Source organism: Psychroflexus aurantiacus (genome assembly GCF_010820555.1).
In the GTDB taxonomy this organism is placed as follows: domain Bacteria; phylum Bacteroidota; class Bacteroidia; order Flavobacteriales; family Flavobacteriaceae; genus Psychroflexus; species Psychroflexus aurantiacus.
This window is the reverse complement of the sequence record NZ_JAAIKD010000003.1, coordinates 443889-466204: the sequence shown is the minus strand read 5'-3', so window position 1 is coordinate 466204 and position 22316 is coordinate 443889. Positions and strand designations below refer to the sequence as shown.

Sequence of the window (22316 nt, the reverse complement as noted above, 5' to 3'; positions counted from 1 at the left end):
CAACCCTCTAAATGAATAAAGAACCTTATACTTAAAACATGAACAAGCCCTACCGTTATTTATTAGTGGACGATGATCCCACTAATAACATGATCTGTAAACTTCTTATTCTACAACAAGATCAAGAAGCAGTGGTAAGCCATTTTGAAAATCCGGAAACTGCACTGGAGGAATTGAAAAATACATATAACAAACCGGATGAGGATTTGAAAACAATGCTATTACTGGACATCAATATGCCACAGATGACCGGCTGGGAATTTTTGGATGAATTTGAAACTTTCGAGCCTCGAATTAAAGATCAGTTTATAGTTTATATTTTAACCTCTGCCATACAGGATTTTGAAACGGAAGAAAAGCGCTATCCGTTTGTTTCCGGTTTTCTGAATAAACCTTTGAAGATTGAAACTTTAAAACAAATACTTAAAAAATCTACAGACGCGTGAATATAAAAAAAGATTTTTAAGATTAATCTGTAAGCTACTTAATGGAGAAGTGTTATAGCATCTTCATGATTCAACTACTTTCTGGTTAATTATAGGCACCTAAAAATAGCAATTTAAAATCAGAATAGTTCTATAAAGACGATATTCTGCACGTGTCTGCTTTTTTTAACCTGATGGCCGCGAGGCTGAAAAGCTATCGTGTGTTGCATCCCAAAGGCAAGGAGTTTTTTGACTTTGACTGGGATGGGAATCTGCGCAGGCAAAAAGTCAGCTTATTCAATTCAAGAATGAGGATATTAAGCTTAAATGCACTGGGTTTCAGCTCAGTTTTTATGGAGGGTTTTCATTCCTCCTGCAAAATCGTCTCCTCATAGCGCTTTGTAGAGCGCTTCAAATTATCGGCTAAAGAGACAAGCCATCCCAGATGGTTAGAGATGAGGTAGGCTTCCTGTAACGCATGCAGGGTTTCGGTATCCAGAGCTTCATTCCCCAGTTTGATGTTTTCATCTCTTGCCCGGGCTAAGCGCTCATATTTGTTGAGCAATTTCTCATGAGCATCTTCAGCTTTAGCCTGAGCTATGTTGTCCTGAATTGAAGTTTGTTCAAGACCATCCAGGGCACCCTGAAGTGTATTTGAAATTCTCTGGATGAGCATATTGAATTCAACAGAAGCCGGCGTTGTTTGATGCTGTGTGATGAAGTTGCCGATAGAGGCTATGGCAGCAATGAGCGTCTGGTGAAGGGTTACCATTTCATAAATCAGCTGAAATTCTTTCTGTTTGGATTTAGGGTCCTGAGTCAGTCTCTGAAAGGCGGCGTTCAACTGGCTGATCGCCAGAAAAGCCTCTTTTCTTGCCAAATTATAGGCTAGTACGTTATCCTCAGGATTCTTATATAAATCCTGGGTAGCCAGAAGATAGCTTTTGTTGGCTTTAAGGGCTTTGATGAGGACCTGTTTCAGGTTAAATACTTCCCAGCTGGGTAGCAGGCTATAATTAGCCACTACGGCGATGATTGCCCCTATACAAGTATCTATCACTCTGTACTGTATAACTTCCAAGGCTTTAGGGTTGATAAACGAGTAGACAAATACAATACTAATGGTGATTAGGACTGCAGCCCACTTATAGTTCTGCTGAATCAAGGCGAAGGCAAAAACCAGAGAGACCAGGGCCAGAACTGCATAGAGTATTTCATTTTGAGTCAGTAAGACAATCCCCACAGCGATGACCGCCCCAATAAGGGTACCCATTATTCGATCTTTGGAGCGCTCCTTGGTCAATCCATAACTGGGACGCATGATGACTATGATGGTAAGTAAAATCCAGTAGGTGTTTTGGATTTCAAAAAAGAGACCCAGGCTGTAGGCAAACAGCATGGCTATGCTAAGTCTTAATGAGTGTCTGAATAAGGTGGAATCCAGGCGCAGGTTTTGCAAGATCAGGTTGAGCCTGTACTCGTGCAGGGTCAAAAACCGACTGGCATCCTGGCGTTTTAAAGACACTTTTGAAGCCTCTTTCACATTATCCATAGCTCTTCTGATCGCTGTAATTTCTTCCAGCGTCTGTTCCTGGAAATCGTATAAGTTTTTCAAAATCAAAGCGCCTTCTCTGGCCTGGGGCAGCCTAAGCCTTTCCAGATAAGCCGTTATGGTATCGTTTGCCCGGGTTAAAGCCAGCGTCAACTTCTCTTTATCGGGTAATGGATTGTGCTGCATAAGCACCTCAGACAGGCGAATAAGATGGTTGCCCATACGCTTATTCAATTGTTTTGCCGGTTTTAAAAATTCTTTTCTATCCTTAAAAATTTTGTCGATGGTTTCATAATTCATCTGCTCGGCTTCGATGAGTTCAAAAATTTTGATGGCGGAAATAAACATCAGGAGTTGTTTCTCTTCGTAGCGTGAGCGTCCTGAGCGTTTTCTGGCAGATAATAGCGTCTCCCGAAGGCTTTCGTGCTTATCGTTGATTTGATTTTGAAGACTGAAGTTTAGTTGCATGCGCTGGTCTCTGTCTTTTGTACTGATGAGCAGTTTGGTACGAAGCTTCAAATACTCACCGGTCAACTGCAGCGTATCCGACAGCAATTGATTTTGATCTTTATTGGGGAAGATGACTTGAAACAGCAGGGATACCGTTAAATACCAGAGCCCCCCGACGCCCATCAGGGCCACCTGGATCAAAATAGCGGAAGTTGATGTTTTATCGATGGCAAAGGCAATGACCATAGCCAATAAGCCTGAAAAAGAGACCAAAGAGGCCCTGAACCCATAAACAGACAGCAGGGATACAAAAAAGGCAATCCCTCCCATGGTGATTAATAAGAGGGGCAGGTATGGCTTTGTAAACAGAATGATGGCGGTGATCAGCATGGTTAGCCCCGTACTGATCAGAATGGCGTTAACTTTGCGTTTTCTGCTGCCCGGCATGTCTCCTGGAGCGTTTAAAAACGCACCTAATACAACAGGCAGAGCCAATTCGAAATAACCTAAAGCGTAAAAAATTGCAAAGGGAATGGCCAGCGCTGCGCCCACACGAAGACCACGATCAAAATTGGAACTCTTGAAGAATAATTCGAGTTGTTTGATCCTTTCTTTCAAACTGTTTTTTGAAGTAAAGTTAGTTCAATTCACAGGAACAGCTCCGGCTTTTTAATTGTTTTAGGAGTCTTCCGGCTTTTGCCATAGCATTTAAAACCTATACAGGCTAAATGGTCAACAGGTACTGGACATTTACTAATTCCAGGGCACTGAGCATGCCAAGATCCAAAGATTCTTCCTGGTCATAGATTAAGGTACAGCTGGAGTCTGCATTGATTTCATAACAAGGTACTGAAGCATCATTTGAAAAACTTCCGGAATACACCAGTCCATCTGCATTTAAGGTCAATATGGGGACTCCTGAAACCGGATAATCATTCGGGTTGGTCAGCTGGATTTCAAATTCCAGTCTTGAGGTATTGTTGCCCGTATCAGGCGTATACTTAAACTTCAGGACTTCATATGCAAAATTTTCTAATTCAGGCGGTGCAATCAATTCAGGTTCTGATGGCTCTGGAAAGTCACAGGGGACTTCCTGTGTGATTTCATAACTGTAGGATCGATTATTGATGAAATAAAATTGAGGAATAGTTATGGTTTTCATACACTCATCGTCATTTGAAGAACATCCACAGACCAGTAGGACCGACAGGAGGATTAAATTATAAAGCAGTGTGTTTTTCATTCTGTTTCGTTTTTTTGGCTAAAGCCCGGGATCTGGTATAAGCAACCTGAGCAGGGATTTACACATATCTGTCCAGGCTTTTTTTTGGCTTCTAAATTAGGCTTTTTTGCCAATTCGCCGAATTCGAGATAAACCTTTTTTATCTTCATTTGAGTGATTCAATCCTGAATTTAAATCGATTAGTCTGACAGAGGTGTCATGGATAAAGCGGAGCAGATTGTTAGTGATTTTCTCATTTTCCAATACCCTTATTTTAGTTTTAATGGTTTAATAGCATTTCGAATCCCTTTATCCCGGAGTAACGTATGCCCTTTAATTCCTTAAAAATGGGATTGTAATTAAAAGACAGTACTTAATTTTGCAGCAGGAATTCCGAAGCAAGGTCAGTTTAAGCATAACAGCAAGCGATGAAAAACTCAAGTCAAAGCAGTACCAGTAAAAGCCCTATGCCGCTTGTGCTTTCACTGATTCTCCTGGGCGGTTTGGTGACCGCTTATTTTTTGGTGCCAAGCCTGCAGCAATTTCTGGACGAAGCCTGGCTCGTCATGACCAGTGAGGATGAGCAGCGGATCAAAAACTGGGTCGATGATTTTGGCTGGTATGGTCCTCTAGTTCTGATTCTGGCCATGGTGGCGCAGATGTTTTTAATAGTGATTCCAAGTCCGGTCCTGATGCTGGTTTCCATACTGGCCTATGGTGGATTTTGGGGCGGTCTTATCTGTCTGACTGCTATTTTTATGGCCTCCTCGGTGGGCTATCTTGTCGGGCGCTATTTAAGTCAGACTCTCGTCATGAAACTTCTGGGACCAAAGACCGAAAACAAGATCGAAGAATTCATACATACTTACGGCTTCTGGGCCGTCGTCATCACACGGCTCAACCCCTTCCTTTCCAACGATGCCATTAGTTTTGTAGGGGGTATGCTAAGAATGGGCTACTGGCGATTTATAGGGGCTACTCTGATAGGAATTTTACCGCTTATTGTTTTTATAGCGGTATTGGGTAAGAATTTAGACCTCCTGAAATGGGGATCTTTAATCGTATTAGCTGGTTTCGTATATTACATTTACTGGGATAAGAAGCAGCGGAAGCCAAATTAATAGTCGATGTGATGCATTGGTTTTAAGTAGGATTTTTTATAACTTCAATCGAAATTTTACCCCATGTGTGCCCATACCTCCGTTATCCAGAACGTTAAAAACATAGAAGCAGAGTACAAGGTCAAACTCAGTGACGAAAGCAAGCGAGACCTCTTTGATGAACCTCACTACCATATCATCGGCTTTACCCACCCGCAGATGCTTATCATTCCTCAGGAAAAACCCGGGGTGCTGGCTGCCTCCACCTGGGGCATAGCGCCGGAAGACAAATTGGTAGAGGAGCTGAAAACTTATTACAAAGCGGCCAGGAACTTTGGAGGCGGCATCAATGCCCGATCCGAAAAAGCCTTTGATCATTTTCTGTACAGGGAGTCTATTTATACCAAACGCTGTATTATTCCGGTTTCCGCTTTTTTTGAACCTCATGATCACAAAGGAGATAAGTATCCCTTTGTGTTTAAACCAAAAGATAAGGACTTTTTGTCCCTGGCGGGGATTTACACCCGCATAGACCGCAAAGTCACTTTTGCCATTCTCACCAAAGAAGCTTCTCCTTTATTTGCTAAAATCCACAACAAAAAGAATCGACAGCCTGTGATCTTATCTTCAGATCAGGAAAACGACTGGCTGAAGGACGACCTGGATCAGAGGGAAATAGAAGGCATTATAAGAGCAGACTACGATGAATCTCAGCTGGAGTATCATCCCGTAAGTCAGGATTTGTTTCATCCCCACACCAGCAGCGATGTCAAAGACATCCTAAAAAAAGTGGAGTATGAGGTCCTGGAAGTGGACTATTAAATTAAATTTGGTGCGGATTCAGCCTCATACCGAAAACCCCGTGTATGGATATTGAAAACTTCATTTACTGTCTCGAAGCCGTTCCCGATGCGGAGCAGGAGGAAACCACCGGCGTGGTCGGCATCCTGGAGCATATGGCTTTGACTCAGGATATTTCGAGTATTTACAAGGCCTGCGATACGATTGAAGGCCTGGAGGAGAGTCTGAATTTTTTGCTGTATGAGGATCATCATTTTCAGGATTACGAAATCATTTACCTGGTGCTGCCGGGGGAAGCGAATAGCATTTTAATCAACGGATATTATTACAGCATCGAAGAGATCGCCGAGCTTTTCGAAGGTCAAATGAAAGGCAAGGTCATCCATTTTGCCAACCGGAAAATCCTGGACCTGACCGATGAGGAATGCCAGTATTTTCTGGATGTTACCGGGGCCCGGGCCATCTCGGGATACGGGTTTCACTCCGAAAGCCTCTCCAGTGCTTACACCTTAGATCGTTTGTTTTTTAGCCTGTTTTATGAGAATGACGATCTCAGAGAAGTGGTTGAACAGATGTTTCAAAAGCAGTATAAGCTTTGTAAGTTGCTGGACTTTAGACTGTATTACTAAAGTCTTTGTCCCGCATACCTGAATCTAAACCATCGGCTTTGTGAAGTGTTGAGGTGTAAAGGAGGTATGGATTCTTAAATTTCTCCATGCCGTAGTCATTTGCATCACATGAAGATGTGGTTTTTGCCTCGTTTATGACATTTTGTGCCCTAGTGTGCTCAGGATGTGACAGATATTTATTTATGTTTGTTAAAACATTAACACAATCTGGAATGAAAAAAGAACACACCTTAAAATCTATGATCGGGGTATTAGCGATTTTATTAACGACCCTGGTTTCCGCGCAAACCACCCATAGCATCACACTGACCTGTGATACGACTAATATTACTAGAGAAAATGTAAATCAGGTGTGCAGTTTCGGACAACAAGTCAATGTCTCTAATGTTGACTTCACAACCTATGTAAATGTAGGAGATGTCGTTGTCTGGGAAGGTATGGCCAGCAACCCGGACAGTAGCGTTGAATTACACTCAATTAACTATCAGGGCGGGCAAAATGTTTTTGGTCAAAATGTCATCAACGATGTCGATGGGATTGTTACCGGGACAGTCGCGCAGGGACAGCCTGGGGATGTCGAAAAATACAGTTTAAAATTCAGAGTTTACAGAAACGGGAGTCAGCTTCCTGGTATATTCGAAATTGATCCCCGAATAAAAATTCAGGAATTTTGATCTCAAAACGTATAAAACACAGGTTTTGAATATAAAATCAAAAATACAAGTTAGATTAATAACCTTATTTGTTAAAAAAGCCTTCATACTGGGCTTTTTTTTTATTGGAACTAGTTATTCTCAAAACCACCCGTCAGCTCTTGATAGTTTAGAACAGCTTTACAGCAGCGGTGCTTTCGACCAAAACGATGAATTACGCCTGCTCAGCAAACTTGTTAAAGAGCTAGAGGACCGTTCAAAAATTATAAGGTACGGTGACCTGCTGATTGAAAAAGCGACAAAAGCGGATTCCACCCAGTATTTATTCACTGCAAATTTACAGAAGGGGAATGTGTATTTGCTTGAAAGTGAACTTTCCAAAGCTTTAGAATCTTATCAGATTGCTGCTAAACTGGCTTATGAAGCTGAAGAACATGACCGGCATGCCCTGACCAACATCACCATTGGGGGTGTGTATTCTGATATAGGAAACTATACGGTTTCTATCGATTACTATGAAGAGGGCTTAAGCCAGCTGAGAGCCCTCATTAAAATGACCAGTGATACAACGGATTTGGTAAGATTCGAAAAATACCTGGCCGGCGCTTTGTTGAACGCCGGAGACGTGTATTTAAAATCAGGGGATTTTGAAAAAGCGCTGGGCTATTTTTACGAATCCAGTGGTTTATGTAAGAAAACCAATTACAGGCTGGGTTCGGCCTATAATCTTGGCAATATTGGCATGGTTTACGCCAAGCAAAACAAACCTAAAATGGCGGAAGCAAACCTTCAGGAAGCCATTAAAATTCTGGAAGCGGAGGAAGATTATTATCCGGTTTCTGTCTATCTGAATTACATTTCGGGAATTTACATGGACTTAGGTCAGCTTGATCTGGCCAAAGCTTATGCAAAACGCAGTTTAGATATCGCCACAACCTATGAACTTAAAACTCAAATGAGTGATGCCAATCTTCAGCTGGCTAAACTTTATGAGCAAAAGGATGAGCTTTCTAAATCCTTATTCCATCTCAAAAATTACATATCCACTAAAGATAGCATCAATAATCTGGAAACAGTTCAAAAACTGGCCAATCAACGAACTGAATTTGAAGTCTCCCAAAAACAATCTGAACTTGATCTGGAAATTCAAAAGCGTAAAAATGATAAAATACTGACCTTCGGCTTTCTGGGGGGTATGATTTTAGTTTCAGGCCTGGCCTTCGGATTGTACCGAAGAACCAAGTTCATCAGCAAAACCAATAAGCTCATCGATGAAGAAAAGAAGCGATCTGAAAACCTGCTTTTAAATATCTTACCCAGGGACGCTGCGGAAGAGTTGAAAACGTCGGGTAAAGTTGAAGCCAAAAAATATGAATCGGTTACGGTCTTGTTTACGGATTTTGAAGGATTTACAGCCTATGCAGAAAATTCCCCGCCCGAAAAACTGGTTGAAAGTGTAGATATGTATTTTTCCGAGTTTGATAAAATCATGGAAAAATACAACCTGGAGAAAATCAAAACCATCGGCGATTCCTATATGTGTGCGGCAGGACTACCGGAACGCATAGAAAATCATGCAGAACTCATGGCCAAGGCTGCCCTGGAGATTATAGACTTTGTAAATAAATCCAGGCAGGTACATGCGGTAAGTGACCTGAGATTTAAGGTGAGGGTTGGGATGCATACCGGGCCTGTGGTTGCCGGCGTGGTAGGGAAAAATAAATTTTCTTACGATATCTGGGGAGATACGGTCAATGTAGCCTCTAGAATCGAGAGTAGCTGCGAGCCCGGAAAAATAAGTGTTTCTGAAGATACCTACAGGCTTATCAAAGATAAATACAGATTTGAAGACAGGGGTGAGATTTCTATAAAAAACAGAAGTCCGTTGAACCTGTATTATCTGTATAAAAAATAATATCAAATATTACGATTATGGCACAGGATACTAATAATTACTGGGAGCAATTAGAACGTTTGGAAAAACTCATCAAAGCTTCTGAACTCAAAGCAGGTATCCTTTTTTCTTTTCACAGTTTGATTCTTGGTCTGTTTGTAGACCGCATATCCAATTTTGAACGCATACTGACAGAGAATTCTGTATTTATGGTCTTTGCCTTGTTATGGCTTGCCTCTGTTATCCTGTCGGTTTACTACTGTTTCAAATGCTTTCAGCCTAATATGCAGCTGAAGTACGATACCAATGTTTTCTTTTTCAAAGATGCCGCCCATGCCTTCAAAGATCCTGAAGAATTCGTGGAAGAAATCACTGCAATATGTGAAACCAACGAAGAGATTGTTAAGCAGTTAAGCCATCAGATCCATGCGGAAAGTGTTATCATTGACAAGAAATTCTATAATATCAAAAAAGCCATCAGGTTCTTTGTTTTGAGTTTTATTTTTGTGATCTTGATGATGTTTCTCTGGGTAATGGTGGAGGTTATAGGAGTATTTTAGACCTGTGCCGTCCAATTCTGGCCAGACTTAGCAATCTGATTCCGATGGCTGCTGCCGGATGTTCATGTTCCTTCAATTTCCGGATGCCTTTAAGTCCCCTGTCTGTCTATTCATCAAATTCTTATAAAAATCTGATAATGTCTTCTTTATCAGGAAAGAAACACTGTGAACTTAACTACATTTGAATCACTAAACTAAATTCAATGAATTGCTTGCTGACGGGGAGTACAGGTATATTAGGAAGTCATATTCTTTTTGAGTGGATAAGAAAAGCTCTGGAAGAAAACTCTGTAAACCACTTGTTTGTTGTTATCAGAAGCAATCACAGAAGCGCTTACCAGCGCCTGCTGGCTGTTTTGCAGGATGAGTCCAGGCCGGAGTTTCTGGATAACTATAGCTTAGACGAGTGTCTTCAAAAAATTACAGTACTCGATTCAGATCTAGTATCACTACAGGCCAGTAATTTGCGTAACTATGAGTTCGATACGGTTATACACGCTGCAGCCTCTACGAGTTTATCGCAAACCACCACCTCAAGAGACAAGGTGCATAAACAGAATCTTTTAGTTACAAAACACTTATTGAAGCACTTGCCCGGATGTGTCAAGCGCTTTATTTACATAGGGACGGCTTATTCGTATGGCATTCAGGAGAAAAAGGTGCATGAAAAAATCGAAGACTATTCCGTGACCAATTTCAGAAACGCCTATGAAAAATCCAAATTTGAAAGTGAGACCTATGTCAAGCAGTTCTGCTTAAAACATAAGCTTAAGGTTCAAATCCTTAGACCAAGCATCATATGCGGTCGACTAATCGATAAACCCTATTATGAAACCCCTAAGTTTGACGTTTTTTATTCCTGGGCCATATTTCTAAATAAATATGCTAGAGGTTCTAAAGATAATTTTAGAATTTGGATAAACAAAGACAGTGGCCTTAATATCGTCCCTGTGGATTTCGTGTCTAAAGCAGTTCTTTATGCCTACCTTAAGCCTTCCATTAAAGAACTCAATATTGTGAATCCTGAACCTATTTTGCATAAAAATTATATCGGTCACGTCCTGCATTATTTTAACATCCCTTCGTTTGAATTATTAACCCAGATGCCAATCCATCTCAATCAGTTAGAATCGCTTTATTACAAAAGCATTGGTGCCGTATTTGAAAAGTACATTTCGATTCCGGATTTAAAATTCCATTCGGATGCTATTCTTAAATTAATTCATCAGCTTCAACTGGATTCCACGTTGGGAGTCCATGAAAACTTCATCAATCTGATAAATTTTTCAGTTGAAAAGAACTTCAGGAAAAGCTATTAGTTTTAGTTCAGGGTAAGGGAGGCGTTAAGCCTTTACACAAAACAATACCCGTTGAAAACGGATTTCTCTTATCTTCAATGTGGATTTGAATCTTACCAAGCTAAAAGGCAATCCTTAAAACGGATTTGTTATTATCAATCCCAACGGGTTTAAGTTTGGGATCAAGCTTTATTTCTGTGCGTTTACATTTTAATTCTTTCTTCTTTTACATCCCTGTAAACTACCGCTGAACAGGCTTTTCACTCAGTTTACCAAGGTGTTGTTTTACACCAATTTCGCCTGGTCTTATGACCGCACAACTGCTTAAAAATACAGCGCCCAGAGCCATGCTTAAAATAGGTTTTAGTTTCATGATATTTTAAAATGAAGTAGTGAAATTCTTACGGTAAACGCCAGGTCCTGGCAGATTTTAGAATCCAGGTTGGTTTCATAATTGAAATTCTGTGTTTTGCTGAGGACACAGCGATCCCCGGTTACCTCAACAAAACAGACTGATAAGGCCTATTGATGTCCTTAGTTTTGAAAGTTTTAAAAGCAAATGTAGAATGCTATGGGTATGCTGAACGTCTAAGGCGTACTACAAAGCAAAAAAAGCTGCCCCGGATCATGGGACAGCTTTTAATTGTGATGTTCTGTTTTTAGTGATATTCCGTATTTAAAGCCAGGTATTCACTTTAAAACACAGGTTTGTTAATTGCTAAATTCGAAATCGGTTGCCAAATCCAAACCGTCGGCAACACTATTAAATATAGTAGAATTCTGCGTTTCACTAATGACGATGATGCCTTTAGCGTTTTTGCTGGCGCCTGCCATCATTTCATCGGTGACACCGGCAAACCAAACGGAGGGATCAAAGGTGATTTCTGCAAGGGCAGATTGTCCTTCAGCAATCACAATAGTTCCTTCCCGTTCTACCTCAAAGGTTTCTCCTGAATTGAATGCAAATTGAACTGGATGCACTTCACCATCCGGAGCGGTGTAAGTTCCGTTGATAACAACCGAGGGATCATCCGTCTCATCATAAAGTTCAACTTCCACTTCTACAGATTCATAAGTTCCTGTAGGAATGGTTATGGATCTTATATCTGGAGAAGGGATACCTGTGGCGAAATCAATCTTCACAGTACCTTCCAGTTCGAATTCTACCGAGGTGGAATCATTTTCGGTCTCCGCTTCATATTCCAGTGCGATTAAGGTGATATAACCGTCACTGAAGAAAAAACTGCCTGGCGCCGCAGTCGACGACATCGAAGTCATAGTTCCTGCTTCGGCTACGGCATCAAAAGGACCTGTAACTGTATTGAAATTGACAGATAAGGTTGGAGCTTCGCCTGAATCATCATCAGTGCATGCAAACACGCTTATTAGGAGGGTGAGTGCCAGTAATTTTGAAAATAAATGTTTCATTAGGGTATTGGTTTTTAAATGTTGATTGTACTTCTATAGCAAAAAAACAACTGACTTGTATTCTACCCTAACCTGTTTACATTAAAATTTTTCATGAGATAAACCAGCTGAATTGCCCGAAGATGAATCTGAGGCTTCACTGAATTTTAAATTCAAGTTTTGAATTGGTTTTCGGGATTTGTTTTAGCCTCAGAATCTTTATTTCTTTCGGTTTCTCATTTGTTTTGGTCCGTACCATAGCCAGAAACCGGTGACGGTGAAGCCTAAAAGCGAGAGTCCCGTCACCGAACTATAGATCAGTTTAAACACCCCGCTGCTTGTCCCCAACACATCATCTATGATGGAGCCGTCATGTATATTTTCAATCCAGTCCGATCGTCGCCGGCCGATATTTAAAACACTTCCCGTAGCGCCATCAAGCTGTATGCTCCAGTCGTGATCTTCAAACACAAATTTGAGCATTCCCTTATCCGGACGGGCATCTATTCTATTCATTTTTGTAGATAAACCGGGATTAACCGAGTCGAGCAGGGTCTTATGCGCAATAGTCTGCAGGGAATCTATAGGCAGCCACCGGGCAAGTTCGGTTGAGGTTCCACGATGTGTTTTGGGTAAAATATAACCACCGCTGTTCTTTTTCCAGCCCAGAAGCAGACCTGACAGCGACACCACCAAAAACAAAATGAAAAGACTGGCGCCAAGCCAGCGATGAATTTTTCTGACACTTCTTAATATGGAGGCTTGTTTTTTTCTTTTCATGGGCGATGATTTATTCTGCAAAAATACACGATGTACTTTAGATTTTGGACGCTTGTTTAAAATAGAAGTTTATCCCTTTATTAAATTGTTCATTGGGACTGATAACTCCTGAATCCTTTTCCAAATTTTTATCCGGATAAACGAGTCATATCAACACATGCTCTTGGTTTTTGAGTGTTTTCAACGGAAGCTTTTTGATCTAAAGTGAACTGTATGTCGGTCTGGCGATCTGTGTTCAAAGGCTTTGATAAACTATCCACATGTACACTTTTGATTTAGGATTATATTAGGCGACATTAAAGGATTCAGGAAGACAAAACTTTAATTTCGAATGATTTATACAGTTCTTGTAATTATATTTGGTTAAAATCTTTCAAACCTATGAAGCACATTTCAACACTAGTTTTGCTTGTTTTCAGTTTGGTCTGGCTCATTCCAGCAGACGCAGAAGCACAGCGAAGAAACCGACAAGACCAGATAAGCTTCGATGCATCGCTTTATCAAGGGGCTATTCAATGGAGAAATATAGGGCCCTTCCGTGGCGGTCGTTCCTCGGCTGTTACCGGCGTTGCCAACAAACCCAATTTGTATTACTTCGGATCTTCGGGGGGAGGAGTCTGGCGCACCCAGGACGGCGGTCAGACCTGGGCTAACATTTCAGACGGCTACTTTGGGGGTTCTATAGGGGCGGTTGCCGTTTCTGAGTGGGATCCTAACGTCATTTATGTAGGGGGCGGTGAAAAAACCGTTCGTGGTAATGTGTCGTATGGTTACGGGGTATGGAAGTCTGTAGATGAGGGTAAAACCTGGAAGCAGATGGGATTGGAAAATTCCCGTCATATTTCCCGAATCCGCATTCACCCTAAAAATCCTGATATAGTTTATGCCGCTGTGATGGGCGATTTATATAAATCCACCCAAGAACGCGGGGTTTACCGCAGTAAAGACGGGGGAGAAACCTGGGAGCGAATTTTATTTGCTAATGCAGATGCCGGAGCAGTAGATTTAACGTTCGACCCTACCAATCCCAGAATCTTATATGCTTCCACATGGAGAATCAGAAGAACACCTTATAGCCTGGAGAGTGGCGGCGAAGGCTCTGACCTGTGGAAAAGTACAGATGCCGGAGATACCTGGGAAAAACTGACAGACCATGAAGGTATGGCTCAGGGTACTCTGGGTATTATAGGTGTTGCCGTTTCTCCGGCAAATTCTGAACGGGTTTGGGCTATTGTAGAAGCCGATGAAGGCGGCGTGTTTCGTTCTGATAACGGTGGAAAAACCTGGAAGCGCATTAACGAAAGCCGTGCTTTGCGTCAGCGTGCCTGGTATTATTCGCGTATTTATGCCGATCCACAGGATGAGGATGGGGTTTATGTGGTTAATGTCAATTACCACCATTCTACGGATGGAGGGAAGACCTTTACACCTTCTGCAGCCCCGCATGGAGACCACCACGATATGTGGATTGCCCCGGAAGACCCAAGTCGAATGATTATGGGGGATGATGGCGGTGCCCAGGTTTCTTTTGATGGTGGAGCTAACTGGAGTACTTACCACAACCAGCCAACGGCTCAATTTTACCGGGTCACTACCGATAATGCTTTTCCGTATCGAATTTATGCCGCACAGCAGGACAATTCTACGGTGAGAATTGCGCATAGAACCTCGGGAAATTCTATCGGTGAAGACGACTGGGAACCTACTGCAGGTGGAGAAAGTGCTCACATAGCGCCAGACCCTGAAAATCCTGAAATCGTTTACGGCGGAAGTTACGGAGGCTATTTAACGGAATATAATCATGACAACGATGAGGTTCGCGCTATCAATGTCTGGCCGGACAATCCGATGGGCTATGGCGCAGAAGGTATGAAATACCGTTTTCAGTGGAATTTCCCTATTTTCTTTTCACCGCATAATCCCGACAAGCTCTATACAGCATCCAATCATTTGCATGTGAGTACAGATGGCGGGGCGTCCTGGGATCTAATAAGTCCGGACCTCACCCGCAATGACCCCACAAAACTGAAATCTTCCGGAGGGCCTATAACGCAGGACAATACAAGCGTTGAATATTACTGTACCATTTTTGCTGCGGTAGAATCTCCTTATGAAGAAGGTCTCATCTGGACAGGCTCCGATGATGGCTTACTGCACGTGACCAAAGATGGCGGCAAAAGCTGGGAGAATGTCACTCCTAAGGGCATGCCCGAATGGATGATGTTCAACAGCATAGATCCCGATCCGTTCACTAAAGGAGGGGCCTATGTGGCGGGTACGCGTTACAAACTTGGTGACTACAGGCCTTACCTGTACAAAACTGAAGACTATGGTAAAACCTGGAAGAACATCACGGAAGGCATTGATGAAGAGCATTTCACACGTGTGGTGAGAGCTGATCCGAAACGCAAAGGATTACTCTATGCAGGAACAGAAACCGGCATGTACATATCCTTTGATGACGGGGCAAGCTGGTCTCCTTTCCAAATGAATTTACCACAAGTGCCTATAACGGATCTGAGCCTTAAAAATGATAACCTCATCGCTGCGACGCAGGGGAGAAGTCTTTGGCTGATTGATGACTTAACGCCTTTACATCAGCTCAGTGATGAAGTGATGCGCAATGATTTTTATTTATACAAACCCATGCCAAGCTATCGCATGGCGGGGGGAGCAGGCAGACCTTCCAAGACGCTAGGTGAGAATCATCCCGGCGGGGTTATGGTCTCCTATCACTTGAAGACTTTTACAGATTCAACCCAGGTGCGCCTCGAGTTTATGGACAAAGAAGGCCGTCTCATCAGAGCCTTTGATACGCAACCTGATAAAGAAAAGAACGAAGTGGCTTTAGAGGATATTAAAAAGGGCGGCAACCGGTTTGTTTGGGATACACGCTATCAGCCTGCTTCAGACTTTGAAGGCATGATTCTCTGGTGGGCCAGTATGCAGGGGCCAAAAGCTATGCCGGGGACCTATAAGGTGAAGATGACTGTAGAGGGTGAGTCTTCAGAACGCGAATTCGAAATTTTGAAAGACCCAAGGGCTTCCATGTCGATTGCTGATATGCAGGCTAAATTCGAATTTTTAATGAAGGTGAGCAGTAAGGTCACTGAAGCTCATGAAGCCATTGCGGACATGCGTTCTGCTAAAGCTCAGATTAAACAGGTCTCTGATCGATTAAAGTCGGATGAAAACATGAAAGGACTGGTGGAGAAGGCTAAGGACATCAACGAAAAGATCACAGAGGTAGAAAAGGCCTTGTACCAGACTAAAAACCAAAGCCGTCAGGATCCGCTTAATTATCCGATTAAGCTGACGAATAAGCTTGCCCATCTGAATTCTTTAGAAGGCATGAGCGATCATGCGCCAACCTCACAAAGTGAAGCTTTCAGAAAGGAGGTAAGCGCTAAAATTGATGCCGAACTGGCCAGCTGGCAAAACATTCGGCAGACTGCTATTCCTGAATTCAACGCGATGGTAAAGCAAAAGTCGGTTGATGCCGTCATTCTGGAGTCCTCCTCAGAATAAGGTCAATCACAGCTAGTTAAACTAAACACCCCCCCCTGAAACTTTGTTTTAGGGGGGTGTTTAGTTTAAAGCCTGAAACCTGGCCAGGTTTGACAAAGTTAGGATGTCCTTCGCTCTGAGTTAATCTCATCTGAATAGGAAATGTATAAGTCGGGGTATCCCTGTGTGTATAGGAATACCCTGGAGTTTCATTTCTTGGTTTTTTTCTTCCATTTCCTAAGGCTGGGAGAGCTGACGTACCAGAGTAAAAACCCACTGAATACCGTAATCAAGCCAAGAAGAGAAAACACCCTCAGCACCCAGGAATTAAAATTATCTCTCCCCTGATAATCCATGGTATGCGTCATCCAGAGGAAATCAAACCAGCGCCAATCTCTGTGTCTCAGGGTCTGGAAAGCACCGTCTTCGACCGACACATAGGCTTTGATATGTTCTGGAGTCCGGTAGGATATGACATAAGCGGGCAGGGGTCTGCCTCTGTATTCGCTGTGGCTTCCGACCTCTTCGATGCGCTCTATGTGTTCCGGTTTCAATTCCTCCAACATATAGCGTTCTGCGATACGTAAAGCCTCTTCTTCTGAAATTTCTTTTTTCAGGCTTCCTGTCCTAGCATCAAAAAGCTGAGCTTCGTTGACCCAGTAGTATGGCTTTCCTGCAATTTCTCTAAGTTCTAAGGATGAGACAGGCCTTTTCGTTTCAAGCCCGGAAGGACTGACCAGATTTTCAAAAGCAGATGCACTAACGGATTCTTTTTTAAAATGATCTCCGTGAATCTCATCAATGTCAGTCCAACTGAAATACATTCCGCTTATGGTCCACATCAAAAATTGTATACCGAGGAAAATACCCAGATACCGGTGTGCCTTTCTTATTTTTAAGGCTGTTTTTCTTTTAATCATCTGATTCTTAGATTACTTTGAAGGGAATTTGAATGCTTAACTTCTCCCAGGACATACGTATAATCCCGGTATCATCGCCTGTTTGTTCAATGGTATAGGTGAGATGCTCCGTAAGGCTGTCACTTTCAGAGGGTTCTGCCTTTACGCGCAAGACATCCTGGTCTTTGTTATACTCATCTTTTCCATGTTGATCCCAGTGTGTGTTGAAAATAAGTGTCCAGGCGTCCTCCTGAGAAGGAATCACAAAAAAGCCATATTTCCCTGCTTCCAGGTCCCTGCCCTGAATTTCCAAATCTTTATCGGTTTCTATCCAGGTGGCCTTGTGCGCACCTGCCTGCCAGATTTCGTCATAGGCCAGCAGACCTCCGAAGATCATTCTGTTTCTTACTCCGGGAGACGAGTAATCTATATGAATATGGGCGCCGTCAATGACTGCCATTTCTGAAGTGTGCGGGCTCAGTGTTTTTTTGGTCTCCGTCTCAGAAACCTTTACCTCATGCTCATGATTGGAGGATTGGTCGTTTTTAGTTTCTTGTTTACAGGAGGTACTGATCAAAACAATACAAATAACAAGTGCTATTTTTTTCATGGGTATTTAAAATTAGGTGTGGTTTAAGGTTTGGAAAGAGAGCTTAAGACGATTAAAAAAAGATCAGACCTTTTTATTTATTGCCTTGGCGGCTCTGTTGATGATAATTAATAATAAGGTGGCTGTGACTGAAAGGACATACTGTTCCAGGGCTACGGCTATCCCAATCCCAGCCGAAAAAAGGACGGTAGCCGCAGTGGTAAGATAATACACCCTGCTTTCTGCGTTGGCTTTTAAAATGGTGCCCGCGCCTATAAAACTGATGCCCAGAATGATGGCTTCAATAATACGCGTGGGATCCGGCTGGATAACCTCCTGCAGTCCGCTTTGCATATAGTTTTCAACCAGGACTTTCCCGAGCGACAGAATGAGGGCCGAGGATCCTCCTACGATCATATTGGTTCTAAAGCCAGCAGGCTTATCTTTGGCTTCTCTTTCCAGGCCGATAAAGCCAGTCAGTATGGCTGCGATCGTCACATTCATCAGGATCAGTAACTCTCCATTCCAGTTAAAGTCGGGCATGATAAAACGGTTTTACGTTTCAGGTTCGTAATTCAGGTCAAAACCTTTTGCTTTAAGTCTTTGTATCGAATATAAGGCTTACGAGTTAAATTTGGTGTTGTCAAAATAAGAAAAGTTTAATTTTTTAAACACACAACCCCCGCTTCTTGCTTCACTCCTATAAAACGGCATAGGTAAAAAAAACAATTCGCGTCTCAAGGCTCTTAGGTATATTCGGGAATTTTACCGACCACGCCTTTATAAAACCGCTGTAAGTTTTGTAAATCTTTTTCATAGTTCCCCGTCGTGTAAACAGGCTTTGAAATTTTGACGGTTTTGGTAGAGTAGTCGAAGGCGACCGCAGTGACAGGGACATTGGCCTGATGAGCGATATAGTAAAATCCGCTTTTCCACTGGTCTACCTTTTTTCGGGTCCCTTCCGGAGCTATAGCGAGACGGAATTCCTCCCTGGAGTTGAAGAGTTCAACGATTTGTTCAACCTTATTTTGCTTGGAAGCCCGTTCGATAGGTTCGCCGCCCATCCATTTGAAATACCAGCCAAAAGGGGAGTCGAAGAGTTCCTTTTTGGCGACATAGTGAATGGGAACATTTATAATCTTTCGGGTTAAGGCTCCAATATAGAAATCATGCCAGCTGGTATGCGGCGAGACCGTAATGACGGTTTTTTTTATTTTTTTTTCAAACTCACCCTCAATAGACCAGCCTAAGAGCGAATGAAATATAAATTTTGCTAAAACCATCTGGTCCGGGTCAATGAGATCGTGATATCCATAGTTATGTAAGAGAGCGGTCTTATTTCAGACGTCAAGGTTTGAATGTTCGAGGTAAAAATAAGACTTAGGCAGCTTATAAACACGAATTTCAGGATTCAATTCATGTTATTAAATCCTAAAAGCTTTTTGTTTTCACCGCACAGACTTTTTTTTACTTTAAATTGCTGTCAAAAGGGAAAGGAAGTCATACACAGGTTATGCAAAAAACGCTTATAAACTTTAAATTTAGTACATACAATTATCCGTTTTCACACTGTTTTTATTCAATCGTGGCAGGTGTAAACAAAACCTCAGAGACTCCAACACAATCTAATTTTATGAACGGCTCTAAGTGAGTCGACAATAGAGCAGCATGAGAAATTATACAACTAAATACTTCGATATATCCAAACCCGTATTTATTCCCTCAGCTTTAATCACTTTGTTATTTGTAAGCATTACCATCCTTTTCGATGAGCAGGCCGAGAAAGGATTCTCTGTCTTTCGGGGGTATATGTCAGAGCAGTTTGGATGGTTCATCACCCTTGCCATCAACTATTTTTTGTTTTTTGTGATCTATCTGGCTTTCAGCAAATATGGAAGCATAAGAATAGGGGGCAAAGATGTACGTCCTGATTTTAGCAAATTTTCCTGGATTGCCATGTTGTTTTCTGCAGGTATGGGCATCGGCCTGGTCTATTTCAGTGTAGCCGAACCCATGCTGCATTTCAGCAATCCCATAGAGGAAGGACTCAGTGGAGTGGAAAAATCGAAGCTGGCGATGAAACATACCTTCTTTCACTATGGATTTCATGTCTGGGGAATCTATACCCTGCTGGGGATCGCTTTGGCTTATTTCACCTTCAATAAAAAAGCACCTTTATCGATAAAATCTACCCTAAAACCGCTGTTTGGAAAGTACATGAATTCCTTTGCGGGCTATGCCATAGATGTTATTGCCGTCCTGGCTACGCTGTTTGGTTTAGCCACCACACTGGGTTTTGGGGCGGTTCAGTTTTCATCAGGAATATCAGAATTATCGGGTCTGTCCAGTACGATTAACCTCCAGATTTTATCCATTTCCGGAATCACTCTGATAGCCACTCTTTCTGTGCTTTCAGGGTTAAACAAAGGTTTGAAATACCTGAGTAACCTGAATATAATTCTCGCTTTGCTGCTCTTCTTTTTTGTATTGGCAGCAGGTTCTAGCGTCTTTCTGCTTGACGGCCTTGTAGAGAGTCTGGGTCTGTATATCACTGATTTTTTTGAAATAAGCACCTATAGAAATCAGTACGGGGAAGAGGGAGCCTGGTTTAAATCCTGGTCGATGTTTTACTGGGTGTGGTGGATTTCCTGGTCTCCGTTTGTAGGCACCTTTATCGCCAGGATTTCCAAAGGCAGAACCCTTAGAGACATCGCTTTGTATGGCCTGGTGGTACCTTCCCTGTTTTCGATGCTCTGGATGTCCGTATTAGGCGGAGCTGCCTTAGACCTGCAAGTCAATACCGGTTTAGATCTGGCTCAAATCGTCTCGGATGACAGTTCTCTGGGCCTGTTCAAAATGTTAGAACAGCTGCCCTATTATAAGATTACTGCCACCCTGAGTGTTTTTCTGGTGGCTACTTTTTTTATCACCTCTTCCGACAGCGGTTCTCTGGTCGTTGACTTCATGACCTCCGGGGGTAAACTGGATGCTCCAAAAGGACAAAAGGTATTCTGGGCTTGTATGGAAGGGGGCATAGCCATTGCACTCTTGATTGGAGGTGGCCTGTCTGCTCTGCAGTCGGCCTCCATCTCCACGGGATTTCCCTTTGCCGTTATCCTGTTTTTTGTGAGTCTGTCTTTGCTTAAAAGTCTTAAAAAAGACGATCAGTTGACACATAAGTAAATGGAACATGACACTCAGCCTGGTGGAGCTTTAGTAATTAAGTGAAATAGACATTTGCAGAGCTCCGCCTGCGTATGAAAATTCAGCTTCAGAAAACGAGGGTTTCATATCGATTAATTTATAGTCATTGTAAGAGACTTTGTGCTTTGCACAAAGTAGTCTATTAAAGTTAAATATTAATCAAATTCTGAAGCCTAAATCTTTATTGCCTTAACAGCCTCCTCATTACTTTATGAGAGTCTGTCTATAATTTTAAACTCAAAAAATAATTTACTGAATCAATAGCGACATTTGTCTAAAGCCAAACGTCGCTATTAAAAATAAATAGAATGGCAAGCTTTTTTATTTAAATACCATTTTAATTTTTTTAAAGTTGTAAATCAACAATGAAATAATAATTATGGGCTTTAAGATAAAACCAAGAGTTAACAACCATTCCAATGATTCATGACCATTGATTTTAGACCAGGATCCAATAATTAGACATGTAAATGCTAAAATTAAAACTAAAATTAAAATCTTATTTGTAGTGTTCATAGTAAATTATATTTGACATATTACACAGTGTAAAGCAATAATAATTAAAACGACTGGAAGAATGTCTACAGCAATACAAGCCCAAAATCCATCGCAAAATTCATCTTTTTCTCTTATTAATAATAGACATTTAAAAAACTAGTAACTAATTTATTGAAATAAATTTAGTTTAAATAGGCTTTGATAAAAGTTAATTTTGAATTTGTTTATTGAGAGGCGTTTATCTTTATGGCTGCTAGACCCTAACGGACAGGCTGGAAAACGAATGTTCAAGTTGCTTTGACATCATTTGTGTTAAAGCAAACTTTCAATCAATACCCTAAATTAAATTTGAAATGATAGCTAAGGATCAGCAGTACTGGATGCATAAAGCAATTGAACAGGCAAAATTAGGACACACGCCTTTTGGTGCGGTAATCGTCAATGAAGAGCAGCAGTCTGTAGAAGCGTATAACACCACAAAACAAGACGGGCCAGTGGCGCATGCCGAAGTCAACGTGATTCAGCAACTGAAACATTTAGAATATAGCGATGCCAGGACACTGACGCTTTATTCGACCGTAGAGCCCTGCCCCATGTGTATGAGTGCTGCGGTTTGGGCCGGAATTGGTAAAGTGGTGTATGGTGTCTCCATTGCAGATGCTTCTGCATACGGACATCAAATCCATGTTTCCTGTGAGGAAATCGCTCAAAAATCCTGGTACAGCATTGTTTTGGTGCCCGGTGTTGAGCGTGAGAAATGTCTCGAGCTTTTCGAATACTGATGCTACAAGACGTATTAAAAAAGGCTTTGATATAGTTCGGCAAGGGAGGCGACGCCGGCAGAATTT

The 22316-nt window shown here is 42.0% G+C and carries 21 protein-coding genes; 11 read left to right on the top strand and 10 right to left on the bottom strand.

Annotation, left to right across the window (positions count from 1 at the left end):
* The first annotated feature begins 38 nt into the window (after positions 1-38).
* Entirely contained in the window at positions 39-446 is a 408-nt protein-coding gene (locus G3567_RS07570; RefSeq protein WP_164004713.1) for a response regulator, read from the top strand.
* Between the two features lie 343 nt (positions 447-789).
* On the opposite strand, the gene G3567_RS07565 is transcribed toward G3567_RS07570, so the two are convergent.
* Positions 790-3045, bottom strand: a complete 2256-nt coding sequence (locus G3567_RS07565; RefSeq protein WP_164004712.1) for an FUSC family protein — start codon at positions 3043-3045, stop codon at positions 790-792.
* Between the two features lie 106 nt (positions 3046-3151).
* Complete coding sequence (locus G3567_RS07560; protein WP_164004711.1) at positions 3152-3670, bottom strand: hypothetical protein; 519 nt, start codon at positions 3668-3670, stop codon at positions 3152-3154.
* A 407-nt stretch (positions 3671-4077) separates the two neighbouring features.
* On the opposite strand from G3567_RS07560, the gene G3567_RS07555 reads away from it, so the two are divergent.
* The 7 genes from G3567_RS07555 to G3567_RS07525 all read left to right on the top strand — a co-directional run bounded on the left by G3567_RS07555 (position 4078) and on the right by G3567_RS07525 (position 10605).
* Positions 4078-4770, top strand: coding sequence for a TVP38/TMEM64 family protein (locus G3567_RS07555; RefSeq protein WP_164004710.1), 693 nt, complete (start codon positions 4078-4080; stop codon positions 4768-4770).
* 63 nt (positions 4771-4833) lie between these two features.
* Positions 4834-5571: an SOS response-associated peptidase gene (locus G3567_RS07550; protein WP_164004709.1), complete on the top strand. Its 738-nt coding sequence runs from the start codon at positions 4834-4836 to the stop codon at positions 5569-5571.
* Positions 5572-5615: 44 nt separating this feature from the next.
* Positions 5616-6179 carry a DUF6642 family protein gene (locus G3567_RS07545; protein ID WP_164004708.1) on the top strand — a complete coding sequence of 188 codons (564 nt, stop codon included), beginning with the start codon at positions 5616-5618 and terminating at the stop codon, positions 6177-6179.
* Positions 6180-6391: 212 nt separating this feature from the next.
* Positions 6392-6853: a hypothetical protein gene (locus G3567_RS07540; protein ID WP_164004707.1), complete on the top strand. Its 462-nt coding sequence runs from the start codon at positions 6392-6394 to the stop codon at positions 6851-6853.
* A 25-nt stretch (positions 6854-6878) separates the two neighbouring features.
* A complete protein-coding gene (locus G3567_RS07535; RefSeq protein WP_164004706.1) occupies positions 6879-8747 on the top strand; it encodes an adenylate/guanylate cyclase domain-containing protein in 1869 nt (622 codons plus the stop codon).
* Positions 8748-8764: 17 nt separating this feature from the next.
* Positions 8765-9286, top strand: coding sequence for a Pycsar system effector family protein (locus G3567_RS07530; protein ID WP_164004705.1), 522 nt, complete (start codon positions 8765-8767; stop codon positions 9284-9286).
* A 203-nt stretch (positions 9287-9489) separates the two neighbouring features.
* A complete protein-coding gene (locus G3567_RS07525; protein ID WP_164004704.1) occupies positions 9490-10605 on the top strand; it encodes an SDR family oxidoreductase in 1116 nt (371 codons plus the stop codon).
* A 220-nt stretch (positions 10606-10825) separates the two neighbouring features.
* Here G3567_RS07525 and G3567_RS13560 read toward each other — a convergent pair whose 3' ends face one another.
* The 4 genes from G3567_RS13560 to G3567_RS13555 all read right to left on the bottom strand — a co-directional run bounded on the left by G3567_RS13560 (position 10826) and on the right by G3567_RS13555 (position 13031).
* A complete protein-coding gene (locus tag G3567_RS13560) occupies positions 10826-10957 on the bottom strand; it encodes a hypothetical protein (RefSeq protein ID WP_262887114.1) in 132 nt (43 codons plus the stop codon).
* Positions 10958-11295: 338 nt separating this feature from the next.
* Complete coding sequence (locus G3567_RS07515; RefSeq protein ID WP_164004703.1) at positions 11296-12012, bottom strand: hypothetical protein; 717 nt, start codon at positions 12010-12012, stop codon at positions 11296-11298.
* Between the two features lie 198 nt (positions 12013-12210).
* A complete protein-coding gene (locus G3567_RS07510; RefSeq protein WP_164004702.1) occupies positions 12211-12771 on the bottom strand; it encodes a PepSY domain-containing protein in 561 nt (186 codons plus the stop codon).
* 128 nt (positions 12772-12899) lie between these two features.
* Complete coding sequence (locus tag G3567_RS13555) at positions 12900-13031, bottom strand: hypothetical protein (RefSeq protein ID WP_262887113.1); 132 nt, start codon at positions 13029-13031, stop codon at positions 12900-12902.
* Positions 13032-13152: 121 nt separating this feature from the next.
* On the opposite strand from G3567_RS13555, the gene G3567_RS07505 reads away from it, so the two are divergent.
* Complete coding sequence (locus G3567_RS07505; RefSeq protein ID WP_164004701.1) at positions 13153-16299, top strand: WD40/YVTN/BNR-like repeat-containing protein; 3147 nt, start codon at positions 13153-13155, stop codon at positions 16297-16299.
* Between the two features lie 188 nt (positions 16300-16487).
* Here the strand turns inward: G3567_RS07505 and G3567_RS07500 are convergent, their stop codons facing one another.
* From G3567_RS07500 to G3567_RS07485, 4 genes are all read right to left on the bottom strand, one after another.
* Positions 16488-17198, bottom strand: a complete 711-nt coding sequence (locus G3567_RS07500) for a PepSY domain-containing protein (protein WP_164004700.1) — start codon at positions 17196-17198, stop codon at positions 16488-16490.
* A 7-nt stretch (positions 17199-17205) separates the two neighbouring features.
* Entirely contained in the window at positions 17206-17787 is a 582-nt protein-coding gene (locus G3567_RS07495; RefSeq protein WP_164004699.1) for a DUF2911 domain-containing protein, read from the bottom strand.
* A 63-nt stretch (positions 17788-17850) separates the two neighbouring features.
* A complete protein-coding gene (locus G3567_RS07490) occupies positions 17851-18309 on the bottom strand; it encodes an MgtC/SapB family protein (protein ID WP_164004698.1) in 459 nt (152 codons plus the stop codon).
* Positions 18310-18512: 203 nt separating this feature from the next.
* Positions 18513-19049 carry a 1-acyl-sn-glycerol-3-phosphate acyltransferase gene (locus tag G3567_RS07485; RefSeq protein ID WP_164004697.1) on the bottom strand — a complete coding sequence of 179 codons (537 nt, stop codon included), beginning with the start codon at positions 19047-19049 and terminating at the stop codon, positions 18513-18515.
* Between the two features lie 385 nt (positions 19050-19434).
* Here G3567_RS07485 and G3567_RS07480 point away from each other — a divergent pair, with 385 nt between their 5' ends.
* Complete coding sequence (locus G3567_RS07480; RefSeq protein WP_164004696.1) at positions 19435-20949, top strand: BCCT family transporter; 1515 nt, start codon at positions 19435-19437, stop codon at positions 20947-20949.
* An 872-nt stretch (positions 20950-21821) separates the two neighbouring features.
* Positions 21822-22250 carry a nucleoside deaminase gene (locus G3567_RS07475; protein WP_164004695.1) on the top strand — a complete coding sequence of 143 codons (429 nt, stop codon included), beginning with the start codon at positions 21822-21824 and terminating at the stop codon, positions 22248-22250.
* Positions 22251-22316: the final 66 nt, after the last annotated feature.

Coding starts and splice junctions, on each gene's coding strand:
- G3567_RS07570 (WP_164004713.1), top strand. CDS start 39: ATGAACAAGCCCTACCGTTATTTATTAGTGGACGATGATCCCACTAAT.
- G3567_RS07560 (WP_164004711.1), bottom strand. CDS start 3,670: ATGAAAAACACACTGCTTTATAATTTAATCCTCCTGTCGGTCCTACTG.
- G3567_RS07555 (WP_164004710.1), top strand. CDS start 4,078: ATGAAAAACTCAAGTCAAAGCAGTACCAGTAAAAGCCCTATGCCGCTT.
- G3567_RS07550 (WP_164004709.1), top strand. CDS start 4,834: ATGTGTGCCCATACCTCCGTTATCCAGAACGTTAAAAACATAGAAGCA.
- G3567_RS07545 (WP_164004708.1), top strand. CDS start 5,616: ATGGATATTGAAAACTTCATTTACTGTCTCGAAGCCGTTCCCGATGCG.
- G3567_RS07540 (WP_164004707.1), top strand. CDS start 6,392: ATGAAAAAAGAACACACCTTAAAATCTATGATCGGGGTATTAGCGATT.
- G3567_RS07530 (WP_164004705.1), top strand. CDS start 8,765: ATGGCACAGGATACTAATAATTACTGGGAGCAATTAGAACGTTTGGAA.
- G3567_RS07525 (WP_164004704.1), top strand. CDS start 9,490: ATGAATTGCTTGCTGACGGGGAGTACAGGTATATTAGGAAGTCATATT.
- G3567_RS13560 (WP_262887114.1), bottom strand. CDS start 10,957: ATGAAACTAAAACCTATTTTAAGCATGGCTCTGGGCGCTGTATTTTTA.
- G3567_RS07515 (WP_164004703.1), bottom strand. CDS start 12,012: ATGAAACATTTATTTTCAAAATTACTGGCACTCACCCTCCTAATAAGC.
- G3567_RS07510 (WP_164004702.1), bottom strand. CDS start 12,771: ATGAAAAGAAAAAAACAAGCCTCCATATTAAGAAGTGTCAGAAAAATT.
- G3567_RS07505 (WP_164004701.1), top strand. CDS start 13,153: ATGAAGCACATTTCAACACTAGTTTTGCTTGTTTTCAGTTTGGTCTGG.
- G3567_RS07500 (WP_164004700.1), bottom strand. CDS start 17,198: ATGATTAAAAGAAAAACAGCCTTAAAAATAAGAAAGGCACACCGGTAT.
- G3567_RS07495 (WP_164004699.1), bottom strand. CDS start 17,787: ATGAAAAAAATAGCACTTGTTATTTGTATTGTTTTGATCAGTACCTCC.
- G3567_RS07490 (WP_164004698.1), bottom strand. CDS start 18,309: ATGCCCGACTTTAACTGGAATGGAGAGTTACTGATCCTGATGAATGTG.
- G3567_RS07485 (WP_164004697.1), bottom strand. CDS start 19,049: ATGGTTTTAGCAAAATTTATATTTCATTCGCTCTTAGGCTGGTCTATT.
- G3567_RS07480 (WP_164004696.1), top strand. CDS start 19,435: ATGAGAAATTATACAACTAAATACTTCGATATATCCAAACCCGTATTT.
- G3567_RS07475 (WP_164004695.1), top strand. CDS start 21,822: ATGATAGCTAAGGATCAGCAGTACTGGATGCATAAAGCAATTGAACAG.